General features: G+C 54.3%; 9 protein-coding genes. 2 read left to right on the top strand and 7 right to left on the bottom strand.

Annotated elements, in window-relative coordinates:
• Positions 1-137: 137 nt before the first annotated feature.
• From IE117_RS24250 to IE117_RS24220, 7 genes are all read right to left on the bottom strand, one after another.
• Positions 138-2,081 (bottom strand): hypothetical protein, encoded by a 1,944-nt coding sequence (locus tag IE117_RS24250; protein WP_189568326.1) that lies wholly within the window; start codon positions 2,079-2,081, stop codon positions 138-140.
• Positions 2,082-2,612: 531 nt separating this feature from the next.
• Positions 2,613-4,250 (bottom strand): RagB/SusD family nutrient uptake outer membrane protein, encoded by a 1,638-nt coding sequence (locus IE117_RS24245; protein ID WP_189568325.1) that lies wholly within the window; start codon positions 4,248-4,250, stop codon positions 2,613-2,615.
• A 115-nt stretch (positions 4,251-4,365) separates the two neighbouring features.
• Positions 4,366-7,860: a SusC/RagA family TonB-linked outer membrane protein gene (locus IE117_RS24240; RefSeq protein WP_229581407.1), complete on the bottom strand. Its 3,495-nt coding sequence runs from the start codon at positions 7,858-7,860 to the stop codon at positions 4,366-4,368.
• Between the two features lie 159 nt (positions 7,861-8,019).
• Positions 8,020-9,021: a FecR family protein gene (locus IE117_RS24235; protein ID WP_189568322.1), complete on the bottom strand. Its 1,002-nt coding sequence runs from the start codon at positions 9,019-9,021 to the stop codon at positions 8,020-8,022.
• Positions 9,022-9,041: 20 nt separating this feature from the next.
• Positions 9,042-9,602: an RNA polymerase sigma-70 factor gene (locus IE117_RS24230; RefSeq protein ID WP_189568320.1), complete on the bottom strand. Its 561-nt coding sequence runs from the start codon at positions 9,600-9,602 to the stop codon at positions 9,042-9,044.
• Positions 9,603-9,743: 141 nt separating this feature from the next.
• Positions 9,744-11,966, bottom strand: a complete 2,223-nt coding sequence (locus tag IE117_RS24225) for a beta-galactosidase trimerization domain-containing protein (RefSeq protein ID WP_229581405.1) — start codon at positions 11,964-11,966, stop codon at positions 9,744-9,746.
• A 2-nt stretch (positions 11,967-11,968) separates the two neighbouring features.
• Positions 11,969-14,107, bottom strand: coding sequence for a hypothetical protein (locus IE117_RS24220; RefSeq protein WP_189568319.1), 2,139 nt, complete (start codon positions 14,105-14,107; stop codon positions 11,969-11,971).
• Between the two features lie 729 nt (positions 14,108-14,836).
• Here IE117_RS24220 and IE117_RS24215 point away from each other — a divergent pair.
• Positions 14,837-17,425, top strand: coding sequence for a PQQ-dependent sugar dehydrogenase (locus IE117_RS24215; protein WP_189568316.1), 2,589 nt, complete (start codon positions 14,837-14,839; stop codon positions 17,423-17,425).
• Positions 17,426-17,708: 283 nt separating this feature from the next.
• On the top strand, positions 17,709-18,191 hold the full coding sequence (locus IE117_RS24210; RefSeq protein ID WP_189568314.1) for a peroxidase family protein: 483 nt from the start codon (positions 17,709-17,711) through the stop codon (positions 18,189-18,191).
• Position 18,192: the final 1 nt, after the last annotated feature.

Here is an 18,192-nt window from a genome sequence, read left to right as displayed (position 1 = left end):
AAGGAGTTCCTCAGGTTTTTTATGCTCTCCCGCGTAGTGGCGCTTTTCAATTGACAAATTCTCATTGGGCCGCTGACGACTTTTCTAACATTAATCCGTCAATTTATTTCAATAGCATACGATCCAGCAGAAATCAGCTAGTCTTCTGGATGTGTAGGTAAGGTAAGTTGCAAATCAGCTATGCTAATGATGCTACCTGATTTTCCTAAAATTGCTCTAGGATGACTCTTCCCTGCTGATTGCAGGGTAATAACTGCCGTAACAGAGCCCTGACAATAGAAATCGATGTAGCGACTATGGGAATAAACTTCGCCTTGGTACCATATTCCGTTATTATGTCTGGTTGTATGGCCTCCGTAGGGCAGTTTGCTGCTTTCTAATTGAACGGGGCCTGAGGTTCCCATAAACTGAACTCGCATACTAGAGCCATTCGGAGCAAAAAGGGTATAACCTTGAGGGTTTGTTACCAATTGGGTAAACTCGGGGGTATTTATGCGCCAGCGCCGCCCGTTAGAAGAATGGTCAACGACAACGATTACCGCTTCGGCCTGAGATGTGGAATCAAATGAGGTATAGAGTATTCGCCGATGATCCTCTGTACCCACACAACTACCGCTACCGATCGCATAGCCACCTTGGCCATCTTTAAAGAATTGATAGTCATGTAATTTTCCCAATCTACGATTATTCTTTTCAGCAGTTTCTTCCAGATTAGGGAAGAGGTTGGTTTGTCCAGCGGTGAGGTCCGTCCTGCCAGATCCAATAACCCAGGGCACACCCATACCGATAATACGGAACGTGTTAATGTCAGCGCCAGCATGTCCTTTGATCTCGGTAGCCTTGGCATTGTATGTAACAACGATGTCGTTTTCATCCCGAAAGCGATTGCGGGTAATGACAACGCCCTGATCTGGGTCGTGGTAGGTGAGCCATCCAATTTGTGCAGGGTTTTGCTTTTCAAGCGTATCGGGATAATACAGCATACTGTAAAACAATTGACCATCGTCGTTTGTAGCGTCATTTTTTGTTTGAAGAAGGTAGTCATGCATCCACTTAAGGGCCGCTTGCTGATCCGCCGGATATAGATTAAACGCCATGCCTAACAGTCCATCTGTCGTGAACATTAAGTCATCATCGGAAAGGTCAGCCTGGATACCGCTCACTCCTGCCTTATGCTCGATCGCTACGGTAGAAGTCATCAATCCTTGTAAAGTGTTTACCGTTTCGGGAACAAAATCAGCCATATCGAAACCTTTGATATTTTTTTTCAAAGCCAGTAGGGCCGGGCCGATAAAGGTCCAGCCGTATACGTGGTAGGACATGCTCTCACCGTTCCACCCATTTGCGAAGATTACTTTTTCCAGATGGTCCTGTAATCGCTTATTAGCATCCCAGCGCAAAGGTAGAGCTGGCGACCGTTCGGGCGAAACCCCGTCGTGATCCCACACGTAGGAAGCCAGAATAACACTACCGTATCGCACCCCCATCCAGTTGCTTTCGATAGCATAGTTAGCCTCGTGTCCCATATTGGCGTTGACCGAAAACATTACACCGAAGAGTCGCTCGTTGGCCTGGCTTCTCTGTTGCTCAGTCCAGGCTGAATAACAGAAATCATAGGCCAATGCCATCTTCTGTAGCAGCCTTGCTCTGGTCAGGCCCCGGGAAAGAGGGGAATTGAAGTAAGTGCTATCACTAAGAACTCTCTCGGCGGATACCCAGGCCCTTTCCGCCCAGCTTTGATCACCGGTGAGCAAGTACAGATAGGACTGGACTCCTAGGAGATCGCCGTCGGCATAAGGATCATAAGGGCGATCAATTTGCTGCCCCTGTTGCCGCTCGGCCACCCGCAACAGGTTTCTGCACATCGTATTGAAGGGTTCTTTCTTTATCTTGGCTCGTAGTGCCGGTAGTTCGGTGGCACCAATAATTCCTCGAGGATGGAGTGCTCTCGTTTGCGAGTGGGATACATTAGAGGCGATGAAAAGAATGCACACTATCCAATACGTCGAAATAGCCTTCATGGCATTACTCATCCTTGGCAGCAATAAAATTGGGCTTGAGTGGCTTACTGATATCTTCATTAGTAGATAGTCAGACAAATTGGTTGATATTACGGTAGTGTAACAGAGTGTTCGCTGGGATCAAGTGGCGTATTTATGCCATATGTAAGCATTCATCATCAGCAATGCTCAACATTTTCCTTAAAAGACAGATCGTCTTGCGGCCCGGCCGCGTTCGCCCCAGCCGCTTGGTGATTTTGGCAACTTTGTAGTTGCGTACAAGAATAAGCTCCAATAACAAGAAGCACTGGCTATAGTAGCGGTTTGGCAATATCGCGGCTCATGTGTTCCCAAGCAACATTTCGGTAAGATTCAACATTCATTCTCCGCATGAACTTTAGTGCCAAAAATCCGCCACATCGCCAAGCCGCAAACCGATGAGCCAAAGTGGGTTTAGACCCGATCAGAACCCACTTGCAAAAAGCGACAGATAGGCATAGGGGGCCTCAACTACTCAAAGTACCAATTTTCCCCGCAGCTTTAGCATGAGTAGTTAAGGTCAGGAAACGAATTTCCTACGCTTTTGCCAAAAACGATTTCCCTTTTTCAGCCCTACTCGTTCTGCACCGCCAGCGGATTCCGGTCCAGGAAGTTCTGCGGAATCAGGAACACCAGCGTGGGGCTGTTCCAGGGCAGCGGCATACAGCCACTGATAGCGCAGTCCACGCCCTCGGGCGACAGCGATCGGTCGCCGGGATCGACTGATTTCTTCTGGCGTTTCAGGTTGTGGACGCGCGTCCCCTCGGCGAAAGTCTCGCGGACAAACTCAGTTTGGATTTCGTCCAGCAAATCGGCCGGGGCCGAGGTCAGGGCCACCAATCCAGCGCGGGTTCTGACGCGGTTCAGATCGGCGAGGGCGGCAGCGGTATTGCCTTTGCGGGCGTTCATTTCGGCCCGTATGAGCATGAACTCCGCCGAACGGTAGATGACGACATTGCTGTTTACGCCCTGAACCGGGGTGCGAGCCGTCCCCTGCGAACCCCATTTTTTCGGAAACCAAAGCCGATTGGGACTATCCCAGGAAGTAGAAGTGGTGGTGGCTTGCGTGGTATCGATTAACGTCTTGTAGCGCAAGTCCTTACTGCGGTTGAAGTCAGCCAGCTGCTTGAAGCGCTGGCTCAGGCGGATATCGGGGCCGGAGGTTAAGTTGTACACGTCTTTGAGCTGGGTGGCATTATACGGCACTTGCAACACATATGATCGGCGTAGTGGTGCCCCGTTGGTGGTGCGGGCGTTGCGGCCCGCCACGTTTACCAGTTCAAAAATAATTTCGTCGCGGTTAGCAGCGGAGTTCACGCCCGGCATGATACCCGTGCGTTGCCAGAGGTCTTGCAGCATCCGCTCGCCGGGGACGAGCGGGAAGCGGGTTCCGTTGGGGCCCAGCAAACGGTTGGTGACCGCCAAACAGCTATCGACATTGTCCTGCTGCCAGTATACCCGCGCCATAAGCGCCAGGGCGGCCCACTTGTTGGCCCGAGGCTCATACTCAGGAAGGTGAATGGCCGGATCGTAGTGGTCGGGAAGCATCTTTTCTGCCATGTGCAGATCGACCAGAATGCTGTCGTAAGCCGCCTTTACGCTCAGGCGGGGGTACGTTAGGTCACCAAAGTCAGATACGGAAGAGAATCTGGAAATCGGCCCCGGATGCGAATTGTCGGGCGTGTAGCCCCAGGGGTAAGCGATAATGCGCAACTGCTCAAAAATGCAAAGCGACCGCACGAAGCGGGCGTCGCCTTCCAGACGGGCACGCTGCTGCGCAATGTCGCGACGCGGGTCAGTTTCATTCGGTGTCTTGACCTGGTTGGCCCGCAGGAGTTCAATGACGTTGTTGGCATTGTTGATACCGAAGGTAGACCATTGCATGAACTCCGCCTGATAGCCGTAATCCTGCTCGCGTTGCCGCCACTGGTACACCAGCGACGAGCGGCTGGGGCTATTGCGGTAGTTCACGTTGTTGACCGTCACCAAATCGGCGAAAGTCTCACCCATTACGAGGGCATTTCCCCCGAAGGCAATCTCCCGGCCAAAGCCAGAGTAAGCCCCGACCATCAGAATATCCAGTTCCTCCACCGAATTGACGTTCGAGGCTGAAATAAGGGTTTTGGAAGACACCTCGTCCAGGTAGTCGTTGCAACTGACACCAGCCCATCCCAGGACCAGTAAACTTATAACACTCGCTATTTTTTTCATTTTTATATATTTTAAAATTTTCATTTGTCGAAGAATCAAAACCTTTATGTCTCATGATGCTCTGCGATAACCTAGGCCGTTGACCGTTTACCGTTGACCTTTAACCCTTAACCGATTAAAGTCCCACGTTTAACCCAAAGAGGAACGTGCGCACCTGCGGCAGATCGTTGTTGGTGATTCCGGGCGATAGGTTGCTGGAAGCGGAACCCGCCCCGCCGCTACGGAACACCTCAGGATCCCAGCCCCGGAACTTGGTGAAAGTCAGCAGGTTTTGGCCCGTTAAGTACACGCGAAGCTGACGCAGACGGAGCTTTTCGGTGAACTCGCTGGGAAAGCGATAGCCCAGTTGCAGGTTTTTCAACCGGACGAAATTCCCTTTCTGTAAGAAACGGGTGGACTCGATGTTGCGTGCGTTGGAACGATATTGCAGCCGCCGCAGGCCGTCGGATCCATCGAGCTGATCCACCAGGTTGCCCACATCGACCACGTTGGCGCGGAGTACCTGCCCTTCGTTGGGGTAGCTCTGCGCTCGCTCGGCCTGGTCGTAGATCCAGTTGCCGGTTTGGAAATAAAACAAGATGCTCAGGTCGAAGCCCTTGTAGTCGAAGGTGTTGTTAAGGCCGCCGAACATGGTGGGGTAGGGCGTCCGGTTTTCCAGAATAAACTGGTTGCCGTTCCCTACATTATTTCCGGCGGTTCCGTCCAGCTTTTGGCCCGTCTCGACCGTCTGCCCCGTGTTGCTGTTAACCTCGTTGTCGCGCTCGTAGAAAAGCTCGTTGCCCGTAGCGGGGTCGAAGCCCGCAAAACGCGCCATGTAGTAGTTGCCCAGCGGGTAGCCGGGCGTGGCGATGTTAGTTCCATCGATGATCTGGGCGGGATAGCGCAGGAAAGGAGCATCGTAGGTGGAAAGTACCTCGTTGCGGTTACCGCTGATGTTGAAATCCGTCGTCCAGCGGAAATCGTTACGCATAATGTTGCGGCTGGTCAGGCTCAACTCCAAGCCCCGGTTCCTGACCGACCCCAGGTTGATGGTCATCGACCGATTGATCGTGCCGTAAAAGTTGCCAATGTTATAGTCGAGCAGCAGCCCGTCCGACACTTTATTGTAAAAATCGAAAGTCCCGCTTATTCGATCTTTGAACAGCCGGAAATCGGCCCCGATGTCGAACTGCGCGGTGGATTCCCAGGTTAGCCCGCTGTTGCCTGGGTTGGTGAACTGCCCGCCCTGAAGCCCGCCGTAAATGGCGGCATTATAGCCCACGAAGGTGAAGGTCTTTTGCCAGACAAAGTTGCCGATCTCGGCGTTGCCCGTCAGGCCGTAGCTGGCGCGTAGTTTCAGGAAGTTGACGAACGAACTTCCTTTCAGGAAATCTTCTTCGCTGGCGATCCAGCCCACCGAGGCAGCCGGGAAAGTTGCCCAGCGATTTTCGGGGCCAAAGCGCGACGAGCCATCGGTCCGCAAACTGGCCTCGATCAGGTAGCGGTCTTTGAAAGTATAGTTGACCCGACCGAAAAACGAAACGAAGCGGAAGGAAAGCTCATCGTTGAACACCACGGTGCGCGCGGTATCCAGCCCGACCGTGGCGCCGTCCGGCACGTTTTCGGTGATGTATGTTTCGTTGTCACCTATTCGACTCTGCACGCTGTTTCCCAGCAATACACTAATCCGATGGTCTTTGCTCAGCTCGCGTGTGTAGTTAATCGTGTTGTTCCAATTGGAATTACGGTTGATGACGTTGCGGTTTTCGGCTTTGCCGTTGCCGTCGCGCTCGGCGCCGTCGATGCCCGCCGGATAAAGAGTTTGGTTAAACACCGAAGCGTTGCGGCTCTGCTGATAATCGAAGCCATACTCCGACCGCAGCACCAGGCCCGCAATGGGCGTCAGTTGCGTGTGGAAGGTGTTGATGGCCCGAAGCGTCTTGGTGTCGTTGGAGTAGTTGTTGCGGAAAAACACTGGGTTGGTGCCGATTGCCGTCCGGTTGTTGGTGCCGTTGCTAATGCCGTTGAAATAAGTGCCGTCGGGCAACTGCACCGGATAAGCCGGCAGGGCATTAGTAAGGCCGGCCCGGTAGGTGTCGCCCAGTGGTACTGTCGAGTTATTGAGGCCGTTCAGCGAGAGGTTGCCCCCAATTTGCAGCATTTTTATGGGCTTATAGTCGATGTTGAGCCGCCCGCTGAGCCGCCGGAAATCTTGCCCGATCACGATGCCGCCCTCGTTACGGTAAGCCCCGCTGGCAAATACGGACAGCTTCTTGGTGCCGCCACTCACCGACAGTGAAGCCTGGGTGTAGCGCCCGTTGCGTAGCGTCTGGTCGAGCCAGTCGGTGCTGGTGTTGTAGAGCGTCGTCGAATCGACCAGTTGATTATCGAGCGCGGGAGCTAGGGTACCTTTCAGGATGCCCGTCGGGAGCAGATTTACTAGATTGGTCGATTGGGGCGGCAAACCCGCCGCCGGGTTGTTGGCCGCCGCCCGCTTCAGGATGTTGAAGTAGTCGGCTCCGTTGTCCACAAAATCGACGCGGTTGGTGGGCGAACTTACACCCTGCTGGTAGCTCAGGTCCAGTTTGGGCTTGCCCTTGCCGCGCTTGGTGGTAATGAGGATCACGCCGTTGGCGGCGCGGGAACCGTACAGAATCGTGGCGGAGGCGTCTTTCAAAACCTCCATCGAAGCGATGTCCTCGGGGTTGATCTCCGCCAGCGGGTTCATGGCCACGCCGCCCGTCCCGAAAGCACTACTGTTGACGGGCTGCCCGTCGATCACAATCAGCGGTTGCGAGTCGGAACTGATGGAAGCCACGCCGCGCACGTTGATACGCACCGCGCCGCCCGGCGATCCACCTGCCTGCGTAATCTGAACTCCCGCCGCCCGGCCTTGCAGGGCCACCTCGGGACTGGCAGCAGTGTTCATGCTGATTTCGGCAGCTTTCACGGAGGCGATGGAACCTGTGACGTCGCGCTTGCGCTGTTCGCCGTAGGCCACCACCTGCACCTCTTGCAGTTGGTTGGGGTCGGGCAGCAGCGTCACGTCGATGATTGATTGATTACTCAACGGAACCTCGCGGCTCTGCAAACCCACGAAACTAAATATGAGTGTACTGTTCTCGGGAACGACAAGACTGTACCGCCCGTCGGCGGCGGTGGTGGTGCCGCGCGTAGTACCCTTCACGGCCACGTTGACGCCGGGAATGGGGACGCCCAATTCGTCGATGACCAGTCCGCTAACGGTGCGGTCGGCGTTGATCTCGGCTTGGTTTTGGATTGACTCAGGAGCGGCCTGCGAACTGCGGTTCGGGCGCCGCTTGGTGAGCAGAATCCGGTTTTCGATCACCTCGTAGTCAATGCCAACGGGCGACAGTAGTTCGTCCAGCACCGCTGAGAGCTTGCGATTAGTCACGTTCAGCGAGATGCGCTGACCAGACTGGATGCGGGTGCTATAGACAAATTTTACTTTGGCCTCCCGCTCGATTTGGCGGAGGGCGGCTTTCAGTTCAAGGTTCTTTTGGTTTAGCGTAATGGTGCGGTTCAGCACCTCCTGAGCGTGGCTATCGTGCGCCAGGGCGATGCTACCGAATAGCCCGAGTAAGAGCATTTGTGATAAAGTGATTTTCATAACCTTCCACAAGTTTCTGTGAATTGGTAGGTTTTTTTTCATAATTTTAAAAGTTTTTTAATTGGTAAAAGGATTGGAAAACAGCACACTCCCACAGATTAGCGTTTGTGGGTGGATGCACGATTGGGCCGGAAATGTTCGCAGCATTTCCGGCTTTTTTTAACAGCCGTCGCCATTGATAAACACCACCGTCCCGCGCTTATCGTAAGTCGCCCCCACGGATTTGCAAACTAAATCCAATTGCGTGAACATCGACAAATCGTGCAGATCGGCGGTGATGCGGCAGTCCTTCACCGCCGGGTTCGAAATGACAAATTCGATGCCGTACAGGCGGCTCAACTCAGCCAGGACTTTTTCAAAGGGAGTTTCCTGAAAAACCAATGTGGGCGGTGCCTCGGCGGGTAGTTTAAGCGGCAGGGGTGCCTCCACGATGCCCGGTACGATGCGCTGCGTGGCGGCGTCGAACAGCACCCGTTGGTTTTGGGTGATAATGACGCCGTTGTGCTCACGCTCACTCTGCTTGTATTCGGCGTACACCGATACTTTGCCTTCCCGTACCGACACCTCGACGCTCTTGCCCCGGCTATTTTGTTTGATCCGAAAACTCGTTCCCAGTACTTCCGTGACCAATTCGCCCGTATGCACCACAAAGGGCCGGGTTTCGTCGCGCTTTACTTTAAAGAAAGCTTCGCCCGTCAGCGTGACCTCGCGTCGGGACTGGTTGAAAGATGGGTCATAGCTGAGGCGGCTGCCGGGGTTGAGCGTCACTTTGCTGCCGTCCGGCAGGAGTACTTCCCGCTCGGACTGGTTGGTGTTTTTTACTTCCATTTTTTCCCGCTCCTTTTTCATGGAGGCCACCGTCGAATCGAGCCGCAGGGGCAAGTCGAGCGGATTGACCCATATCCAGCCCAGTATAAAACAAGCCGCGATGGCCGACGTCCAGGCCAGGCGAACGATTCGGGTTGTCCAGGCGGGCTTCGTGTGCGGGCGGATGCGGTTCCACATCCGTTTTTTAATCGTTTCTTTCTGAAACCCGGTCAGGTTGAGTTCCACCTTGTTGGCGGGATCTTCGTACCATTCCAGCAGGAACTGCTCTTCCGCAGCGGTGGTCTGCCCGGCCAGGTAGCGTTTCAGTAGTTGATTGAATTTCTGCTGCGTCATAGCGGTGTTCCAGGGGCGGCCTAGTTGTCTGTATGGTAATGTTTGAGATTTTCTTTCAAAAACCGGAGCGACTTTGTGATGTGGTACTCTACGGCTTTCTCACTCAGATTCAGGCCGGCGGCAATTTCCCGAACCGATTGGTTCTCGAAGCGGCTGCGCTTGAACACTTCGGCGCTTTTCTCGGGCAAGCGGCCCAGAGCATCCTCCACGGCCTCGGCCAGGTCAGTAAAGTTGACGATGTCGTCGGTGGCGGGGTGGTGGTGAATTTCTTGAAAAATCAGGTATTCCTGGTACTTGCGGGAGCTAATCTGAGATTTGATGTAGTCGTAGGCTTGATTCTTGATTGCGACGGTCAGGTACAGGCCCAAGTGCTGGATCACGACCTCGGCGCGGCGGCTCCACAGTTTCAGGAAAACTTCCTGTACCAGTTCTTCGGCCTCCTCACGGACGCCTGTTTGATAGTAGGCGATGCTGTAAAGCTTACACCAGTAGCGCTGGTAGATTTCGGCAAAGGCAGCCCGCCGTCCTTCCCGGAGAAGAGTCGTCAGATGTTCATCGTTGAGGTCTTTGACTGCTGCCATTGCGCTGCCTTGTGGTTGGCGTTCACTTAATGGTAGACTAAGTCTCCTAAATCCCTAAATGTTTTTGTAAAATATTTGAATTGTTTCAGATCGGCTAATAAACAGCGGTGGTCTTGGGGGCACATAGTGTTACTTTTCAGCTTACCTCACTGCCCGAACCCAGCGTCCGCCGAATCCGTCTACGGGAATTTTGGATGCGTTCAGTACCTCCCCCGTCACCGCATCGGTGAATTGGCGATACTTCATAAATTTGGTATTCAGCGAGGCGGTGGTGGCCGGTCCCTGGTTGATTAGGAAATAGTGATCCGCCGCAGGTGACGCCAGGCGATAGGCCAGGGCGTTGGCGCAAGCATAGGGCGATTGATAATTCCCCAAAACGTAGGGCAAAAACGGCACCCGACCGGCCTGACGGCCTTCACCCTTTTTAGTAAAATTTTGCGTAAAGTCGTTGATCGAGGATTGCAAGCCCAGCAGCACGGCTTGGCCTTTACCTAAGGAATTTTCCAGGATGGCGGGCTGGCCATTATCATATTTTGCCAAAACTTTCGCCGTAGTAGGCGTGGCGTCCATGGTGTAGCCGTAGAGTGCGCGGCCGTCCATGAATTGCGGGCGGTTGGTGCCTGCGTACTGAAAATCATCGAGGGTGCAGCCGAAGATTTGTTCAAACACCGATCCCTTACCCACGGGCAAGTGGGCGGTGTTTTCGTCGAAACGAGCCGAGGGCAGGTCCATCACCAATCGCCCGCCCTGCTCCACGTATTGATGTAAAAGAGGTAGTAGTTCCAGGCGAATCGAGAGCATCGCTGGCAGGTATAGCATCTTGTAGCGTCCCGATAGGCCCTTTTTCAGGTTGTCGGGCGTAACGTATTCGTAGGGTACGTTGGCCTCCATCAGGGCGTTGCTGATGCCGATGCGGGCGCGGACGGGCTGTAGCTTGAAATCGTCGTCACCAGGCGTGCTGGTGGCGCCCCAGGTGGCCTCGTTCTCCCAGTCGTACAGCACGCCCACCAGCGGCTCCTTGTGCGCCTGCCAGAGTTCAATGCGGTATTTCTGCATGGCTTGGCCGATCTTGCCAAGCGCCTCTGCGCGGTCGGTCACCTGGCCGCTGCGGTCGAGCAGGGCGTATTCCCCTTCTTCTTTTCCCGCGCTACGGGCGTTCCAGCTCCATACGCCGAAACCCTTGAAGCCCGCCGCCAACTGACTGAGGTAAAGTTGTATGATTTCGCCCTCCCCGGCGTAATAGGCGTTATCGTGACCGGGATCTTTCTCGCCATCCATCTGCTGGGGGCCGCCGGTGCTCTCCCAGCCGCCCGTCCAGCCACCCTTATTGAAGTCGTTCATCAGCGACGCCTGCATGTACAGCGATTTACAGACTTCGCCCTCCGTCAGGTTGTAGTGCCACGAAAAGTGCATCGAAGGATAAAAAGAACCGTAGTCGGTCAGCGAGCGGGCGATGCCCTCCATGTCGACGTTGTACCAGGCGATGGGGTGGAAAACCGCCAGCTCGCCGCCACCCCGGTAGGGGGCGGCGGGGTCGAAGGCATTGAATTGCGCCGCGCTGTTGAGGATGCGGCGATAGTTATGGTCGACCTTAAAGCGGTAGATGTCCTTGACGTGGTTGTACTCGCGGCGCGGCGTGTCTTTCCAGTTATTGGCCACGTCGTCCCAATTCTTGAACGGTCCAAGGTCAGGCCGAAAAAGCCCTGCGTGGTGCTGGTTCCAGGCGTAGTTGAGCTTCTCGACCGTACCGTAGCGACTTTTGAGCCACTCCACGAAGAGGAACTCCCCCTTTTCGTTGAGGTCGTCGCCACGCTTGCCGATTTCGGGATCGAAGGCGCGGCTCGTGGCGGCCATCGGAATGGGTTGGCTGGCGTTGTTTTGATTCTGGATTTTTTCAATTCTTTTTTTCAAAACTTCTCGCTGATGGGCGACCATCGCCGGATGCGCCAGTACCTCGGCCAGTGGCAGTGAGCGGCTGATTTTCAGGCGGACGAGCAGTGTGTCGTCGATTTCGGCGTAGCCTCCCTCGCCGTACCACCACGGCACGATGCCCTCTTCCAAAGCCAGCAGCCCTACCTGCTGTTCCGTCCAGGGTGGCACGGTCAGGATTTGCTTCAGGGCGTTGAAGCCCAATCGTTTCATAGTGCGGAAGTGTTCGCGTATCTCTGTCTCACCTTCGTCGGGCTGCTGCACGTAGACCACCCCGGCGGGCATCGGTGCCAGGCGGCGAAACTTTTGCTGCATCGGTGAATCGTGCAAAGAATCGTAAAGTTTGTGCAGGAAGGGGTCGGGCTGGGCGTGGGCCGAAATAGCGCAGACGGTCGCCAGCAGAAACAGGAAAAGTACTTGTTTGAGATTTTTCAAAATCAGGGGTTGTCAAGGTCGATTACAAAGCTTTCGCGGCCATCGGTCACGGTCATCCGGCCATTTTTTATTTTGAGATAACGGCTATCGTACACTCCGCCATCGGCCCAGGAGGCGTAATCCAGCGGGGCGCCGTCGATCCAGCCGTCAGCTCTCAGGCCGTCGGGGCGGTACTTCATTTTAAGGCGACGGTTGTTGAAGGATCGGTACTCCACCAGCCCGTTTTTTTTGTATCTGGATAAATTCAGCTGCGCCGTTTGACTAACTTTCTGCTTAAAATCCGTCAAGTCACGGTATTTACTCTTTTCGGCCGCTTCGAGCACGTAGCCCGACGGTTGCCCGTTGCAGACCAGAATGCGGTACTTCGCCAGGGTTAGGCGGGTGCCTTTTTTGGTAAAAAAAGCAGTGTCGCTTGTCGGGATATCCACCCAAAACCTATCGCCGAAGGGTTGTACGTGGATAAAAGCATCACCGGCTTCCATAAAGACGCCGTCCTCATCTTCCTCTGTTTTCTTCACGCCCTTGGGAACCATCAGCCAAGTAGCCGCGCTGTTGGCGGTCGAGTCGATGAAGGTTTCTACGGCCGACAGGTCGCGCAAGTTCGGTTGAGGATAGTGGGCCAATGGCGCACCTGCGTGTTGCTGACGTTGCGCCTGCTCGGTTGAAAGCACGCCGGATGGCCCCGCTTGCGTCGGCGCACTCATCACGATGATTGTACCCTGGTCGTGCAAAGTCTGGGTGTAAGGACTGTGGCCGACGTTCAGCCCGCGTTGCGGCTGCTGACCCATGAACACCAGATTGTCTGAGTCATCGGTCACCACCAGCGACCATGCCACCTGCTGGTTGGGGTTGTCGACCATCGTCAGGACCGCGTTGCCCATCCCGAATGACTTTGAGGCATAAAAGCTTTCCTGTGTTACGTTTTTCTTGTCCATCGGGTAGTTAGGACGGCTCATTTGAGCGGAGAAAGGCAGGGCAACATTTTTATTGAACAAATTGCAAATCACCCGATTAGGACGGTAGGTAGTAGTGGCAACCGCCAGCGGTACAGGCAGCGGTTTAAGGTTAGTGGTGTCGGCGAAGGCTCTCAACAGTACCGCCATTTCGCTTTCCACTTTGGGGAGTCCACCGCGTTTTTGTGCTCCGGCGATGCTGCCGTGGTACGTTTTTAAGGCGTATGTCGCGAAGTAGTAATCAAGAGCAGTTTTAGCCAATTGTTTGTGTTCCGGCTTTTTGGCAAAATCATATAGATTCAGGAATGCCTGAATCGAGTGCGGGTAGTAAATTTCCGAATCGAACTCCCCGTGGCCCGTTTGGCCCAGCCGCCGCACAAAATCCTGCAAGAAGCCGAACGTCAGTCGCTCGGCCTCGGCGGTGGTGTAGTTAGAAATTCGGGCCGAATCGGGAAACCACTGGGAATACAGCAAAGCCGTGGTGCGCCACATGATTTTGTGATTTTCGGTCCCCCCGGCAAAGCGGGTGCCGCCCAGCACGCCATCGCCGCCGGGCGTGCCCACCATGTCGTAGGCGTAGTCCATCGGGTTATGTTCGCGGGTCCCATCGGAGGGGCGCCGCTTTTCGGCGTATTCCGAGACGGCGGCCCGAAAATCGACGTGCCAGGTGTTGTTCATACGTTCGGCCACCAGCCCGTAAAACCGCGCCCAGTGGCTGGCTGCGAAGTGGTACTGCTGCACGAGGTTGCCGGGAACGCTCAAAAATACCATCACCAGCGTGTCGTTGGGTTGGCGCAGTAGCCGGGCGGTCATGGGTGGGAGGTCGTACTTGAGCGGATCGCCGCCGAAGGTCGCGATCCGGCCCCGCACGTCGCGGCTTTTGGGTCCAAAATAACCCGTCGGTCCCTGGATGAATTTTCGTCCTGTATAGGGCGAGGTGACGGCCTCACCTTCGAGGGCGAAGGAGTACACCAGCCTGCGTGTGTCGGGGCAGTTATCCACGGATCGGTTCCGCTGGCCATAGGGCTCGGCGGCAATGCTGTCGATGGCTCCCGCGATGTGCGCCTGAAAGTAGGGGTCGTAGGGATAGGGACTGGCCTGTGGGTAGGCTCTGTCCTGAATAGATTGGGCGGAGCAACCAAGGCAGACGATGCAGAAGAGAAGCGTATGTAGAGTAGTAACCTTCATATTTTGAGAGATTTATTAATAAAATAACAAATATTGACCGCTCACGAAATGCATCTTGCCGCCTCGACTGCAAACTGGCCGTCGACTTTCCTGTAAGTGGAGACAACGTTGCGGCAGATGAAGGCGAGTTTGGCTTTAAATACTTGAAAGTACCATTTTTCCATCCTGGCATAACACTGCGACGACGGTGCCGCCTTTCAGCAGCAGTGTTAGAATGAATGATATCCCAAGTAAATAAATATGACGCCGCCACCAAAGAATTTGCTTACCAAAGGGGCAGAGGTTCAATGAACTGATATGATCTCCAACTTTAAGTGTAACTAAGTTATGAGGGTATGAAAGTGGGTGGAGCCATGTATAAGGGGTAAGGTGCGTCGATCAACTCGTTATAGCAAATGATGAGACTAAGCACTCAAGAATAGCATTTGGAAAATAAAACTTTCATCATTTACTTGAGTTGTTGATGGGTTAATTTACATGTAAAGAAATCCAACTCCTTCTTATGGAAGAATGAGACGAGCAATTCCGTTTCTTTTCTGATTAAGAAGAGATAAATCAATAATTTAAAGCTTTTTGCTCCCCGTCTATCTAAAACATAAAAATAGGGAAACCTAATGAGATGATCTTTCCACATTTCCATTGCTTTTGTCAGTTTCTTCCAGTAGGCATTGCCATTTGTTAACTTAAAGACGAAGTGGTACTTTTAATCGCACGAATACAGCCCTACCTATGAAATACCTGCTGCTGACCTTCTCCCTGCTCCTCACCCATTTGCTCGCTGGCCCCGGAGACAAGCCCGCCGACAGCCGCTTCACCAAAATAACCCTGGACGACGACCTGAACGAACCCATGGAACTGGCCATAGCCGACGATGGCATGGTCTATTACATCGAACGAGTGGGCTACATCAACAGCTTTGATCCCAAGACTAATATCAAAAGGCGAATCACCAAACTCGACATCCGGGCCACCGGTGAAGACGGGCTGCTGGGCCTGGCCCTCGACCCCAATTTCCTGCAAAACCACTGGCTCTACCTCTACTATGGAGACATGGTCATGCAGGGCGACAGCTACACCAACGTTCTCAGCCGCTTCGAACTTACGGAAACCGGGCTGACCAACCGTGTGGATATGTTGCGCGTGCCGCTGCTGCACGAGGGCGTCAGCCACTCGGCGGGTTCGCTGGCCTTCGACGCCCAGGCGAATCTGTTTCTTTCCACGGGCGATAATACCAATCCTTTCGAGTCCGATGGCTACTCGCCCAGCGACGACCGACCGGGCCGGATCCGTTTCGATGCCCTCAAATCGGCAGGCAACACCAACGATCTGCGCGGCAAAATCCTGCGCATCCATCCCGAGGACGATGGTTCCTACACGATTCCCGAAGGCAACCTCTTTAAGCCTGGCCAGGAGAAAACGCGGCCTGAAATCTACGTCATGGGCAACCGCAATCCCTTCCAAATCGCGGTCGATCAGCGCAACGGCTACCTGTACTGGGGCGAGGTCGGGCCGGACGCCGGGGAAGACGGGCCGACGCGCGGCCCGCGTGGCCACGATGAGATCAACCAGGCGAGGCAAGCCGGGTACTTCGGCTGGCCGCTGTTCGTGGGCGACAACAAGCCCTATTACAAGTACGACTTTGAAGCCAAAAAGTCGGGAGAGCTGTTCGACCCGCAGCATCCCGTCAACTTTTCGCGCAACAACACGGGTTTGAAAGACCTCCCGCCTGCGCAGAAGGCCTTTATCTGGTACCCTTACGCCGAGTCGCCAGAGTTCCCCGAACTCGGCAAAGGCGGGCGCAACGCGATGGCGGGTCCGGTCTATTACTACGACGACTACCAGGCATCGCCGGGGAAGTTTCCGAAATATTTCGATGAAAAACTCTTCATCTACGACTGGATGCGGGGCGTCGTCACCACCGTCACGATGGACAAAAACCACAACTACCAAAGCATGGAGCGCTTCCTGCCCGATCAGGAGTTCAACCACCCGGTGGACATGGCTTTTGACCGCCAAGGCGAACTCTACGTACTCGAATACGGCACCTACTGGCGGGCAAAGAATACCGATGCCAAACTGGTACGCATCGAATACAACGAAGGCAACCGCGCTCCCGTCGCCAAAATCTCGGCGGACAAAACCGTCGGGGCCGCGCCGCTGAAAGTGAGGTTTTCGGCCCAGGGGTCGTTCGACTACGACAAAGCCGATTCGCTGCGCTACGAGTGGTCGTTCACTGCCAACGGTATTCAGGCCAAAGGGGTCTCTCCTATTTTTACCTTTGCCAAACCCGGCAACTACAAAGCCCGTGTGCGGGTCATTGACTCGGAAGGCAAATCAGCCGAAAATACCCTGACTATCCGCGTAGGCAACGAGCCCCCTGCCGTAACGGTGGATTGGGGCGGAAATCGTTCATTCTACTTTGGGAAAAACCCTGTGGCCTACAAGGTGAAAGTGCAGGACCGAGAGGACAAGATCATTCCGCCCGGACTTATCAGAACCTGGTTTCATTACCTGCCCGAAGGCGAAGACGTAGCCGGACTGATGGCGACGGGCGAAATGACTTTCAAGGGCAGAACCCTTATAGAGCAAAGTGATTGCCGGGCCTGCCACGGATTGGATGCCGCTTCAGTCGGCCCAAGTTACCGGGCCATCGCCCAACGCTACGACGACGACGCGGTGGATAAGCTGGCCGACAAAATCATCCAAGGTGGGGTGGGCGTCTGGACGCAGGAACACGCCATGTCGGCCCACCCGCAGCTTATCAAGGAAGATGCCGCCGAAATGGTGCGCTATATCCTTTCGCTCGACCAGTCCAGTCCGCAAATGCCGCCACAAGGCAGTGTAACGACCGAACAGGCGCTGGGCAACTATGTGCTGATGGCCCGCTACACTGACAGCGGCGGGCTACTGGGCCAGGAACTGCTGCGGCTGCGTCCGGCCAAGTTCCCGGCTTCGGAGGTCGACAGCTTTAGTAAGGGAGTGTCTAAGCGCAGCAATAATGGCGGTGGCTTCACAATGTGCTTCAACGAGGACAAAGCCTGGCTTAAATTCAACCAACTGGATTTAACTGGTCTGAAAAAAGTGACCACTGACGACTTTACACCCAAATTAGTGGGTATCCTTGAATTTCGCATCGATAGCCCGACGGGCCTAGTCATCGCGCAGGTGCCTGTGAAAGGCGAAGGCGTTGAGGTGATATCCGCACCGCTACAAGCGCTGTCGGGCGTTCATGATCTGTATGTGGTTTTCGAAGAAACATCGGGCGGCATCAACATTTGGAAGAGGCTGGATTTACGGACGATTGAATTTAGTAGGTAGCCAGTATTTCCCCCGCCCGCCGGAAGCCCGTCTCCCCGCTGTTCAGCACCGAAACACCCTCATCGACAACTGCGCTACCACCTCGCCCCCACCCTTGCTGTAGCATTTGGCAATTGCCGCCTGAATGGCTTTCGTGTATAAAACCGTGCTCCGGTCCAGGATGAAGTGCCGGCAGATCATCGGCGAAATACTGAGGATAAGTACTTTCATATGATAGACGTTGCGAAGGACCACAGCACTTCTCGGACCAACGGTATCTGGATAGAGAATATTCTTTGCTTTCATGCGAAGATGGGGCCGGCTAGGCATTCAAATCATTTTCAATTTACAAAAAAATCAATTGACCCGCGGCGGCGTACCGTCACACTTTTTGATGCTCTCTGTAAAGTCCGTTGAAATCACCGTGGCGGCTTACCCGTTTGGACACAGCAAGATTCGGGATCGCTACCAATTCAACTCATTTTTTCCAACCACGAATTTTTCAACGCTCTCAGTTTCACCAAAAGCTCTGTGCCCACATCTTGGAATACTCATTGGCCCACAGCTTCTTTTGCTCCAAAGACCAACCAGGGTCAAACAAAGCGCGTTAAACGACACGCGTGTGGCGCTGAGTATGGGTCAACTACTCATCGCTCCCGGTGCGCCACCAAACTCACTTTTCACCATATTGTCGGATCGTAAGCTAGCGCTAAGCCTGGCACTACGTGCGCCGCCAGCTCAATATGTCGCCAAACGAATGAAGTTGACTCGACTTATTACGGAGTAGA

Source organism: Persicitalea jodogahamensis (assembly GCF_014651615.1).
Taxonomy (GTDB): domain Bacteria; phylum Bacteroidota; class Bacteroidia; order Cytophagales; family Spirosomataceae; genus Persicitalea; species Persicitalea jodogahamensis.
Note: the sequence above shows the minus strand (reverse complement) of the source record. Positions and strands in the feature narration are given on the sequence as shown.